Here is a 1,695-nt window from a genome sequence, read left to right on the forward strand (position 1 = left end):
CGCCCGAAGGGCGTTGAGCACCCCCTCGGGGGGCAGCGAACGAAGTGAGCGTGGGGGCATAGGGTCCTCAGACGTCGACCTCGATGGCGTCGCCGTGCAGCTCCATCAGCTCGCGGCGGGCGGCCGCCTCGCCCTTGCCCATCAGCTTGTTGATGGCGCCCTCGGTGTCGGCGAAGTCCAGATCGCCGTACTGCACCTGCAGCAGGCGACGCGTCTCGGGATTGAGCGTCGTGTCCCAGAGCTGCTCGGCGTTCATCTCGCCCAGGCCCTTGAAGCGGCTGATGCTCCAGCTGCCCTCGCGCGCGCCTTCCTTGCGCAGCTTGTCGAGGATCGCCGTCTGCTCGCCCTCGTCCAGCGCGTAGAGCTTGGCGGCCGGCTTCTTGCCTCGCGCCGGCGCGTCGACCCGGAACAGCGGCGGCCGCGCCACGTAGACGTGGCCGGTGGCGATCAGCTTGGGGAAGTGGCGGAAGAACAGCGTCAGCAGCAGCACCTGGATGTGGGCGCCGTCGACGTCCGCGTCCGAGAGGATGCAGATCTTCCCGTAGCGCAGGCCGGACAGGTCGGGCTCGTCGTTCTTGCCGTGCGGGTCCACGCCGATGGCCACCGAGATGTCGTGGATCTCGTTGTTGGCGAACAGCCGGTCGCGCTCGACCTCCCAGGCGTTGAGCACCTTGCCGCGCAGCGGCAGGATGGCCTGCGTCTCCTTGTCGCGGCCCAGCTTGGCGGAGCCGCCCGCCGAGTCGCCCTCGACCAGGAACAGCTCGTTGTGCAGCAGGTCGGTGCTCTCGCAGTCGGTCAGCTTGCCGGGCAGCACGGCCACGCCGGAGCTCTTGCGCTTCTCGACCTTCTGCGCCGCGCGCTGGCGGGTCTGCGCCTGCTTGATGACGAGCTCGGCCAGCTTCTTGCCGTGCTCGACATGCTGGTTGAGCCACAGCTCCAGCGCCGGCTTGACGAAGGCCGACACCAGCCGCAGCGCGTCGCGCGAATTCAGCCGTTCCTTGGTCTGGCCCTGGAACTGCGGGTCCAGCACCTTGGCCGAGAGCACGAAGCTGGCGCGCGAGAACACGTCCTCCGCCATCAGCTTGACGCCCTTGGGCGCGAGCGCGTGCATCTCGATGAAGCCCTTGATCGCGCCGAACAGGCCGTCCTTCAGGCCCGATTCATGCGTGCCGCCGGCCACCGTCGGGATCAGGTTCACGTAGCTCTCGCGCATGACCTGGCCCTCCTCGGTGAAGGCCACGCACCAGCTCGCGCCCTCGCCCTCGGCGAAGTTCTCGCTCTCGGAGGCGGTGGCGAACTGCTCGCCCTCGAACAGCGGGATCAGCGGATCCGCCGGCAGCGACTGCATCAGGTAGTCGCGCAGGCCGCCCTTGTAGGTCCAGGTCTGCGTCTCGCCGCTCTTCTCCTGCGTCAGCGTCACGGTGACACCGGGCATCAGCACGGCCTTGGAGCGCAGCAGATGGACCAGCTCGTTCTTGGGCAGGTCGGCGCTCTCGAAGTACTTGGCGTCCGGCCAGACGCGCACCGTCGTGCCCTGCTTGCGATCGCCGGCCTTGAGGTCGGCCTTGCGCGTGGCCACCGGCTCGACGACGTCGCCACCGGAGAAGGCCAGCGTCGCGACCTGGCCCTCCCGGTAGACGGTCACCTGCAGCCGCTTGGCCAGCGCGTTCGTGACCGACACGCCCACGCCGTGCA

Annotated in this window: 1 protein-coding gene; it reads right to left on the minus strand. The window is 68.8% G+C overall.

The window, feature by feature from the left end:
- Positions 1-67 precede the first annotated feature (67 nt).
- The coding region (locus tag FUT87_RS13275) for a DNA topoisomerase IV subunit B (RefSeq protein ID WP_147241326.1) at positions 68-1,695 on the minus strand (1,628 nt) is incomplete at its 5' end.

Source organism: Mitsuaria sp. TWR114 (genome assembly GCF_007997345.1).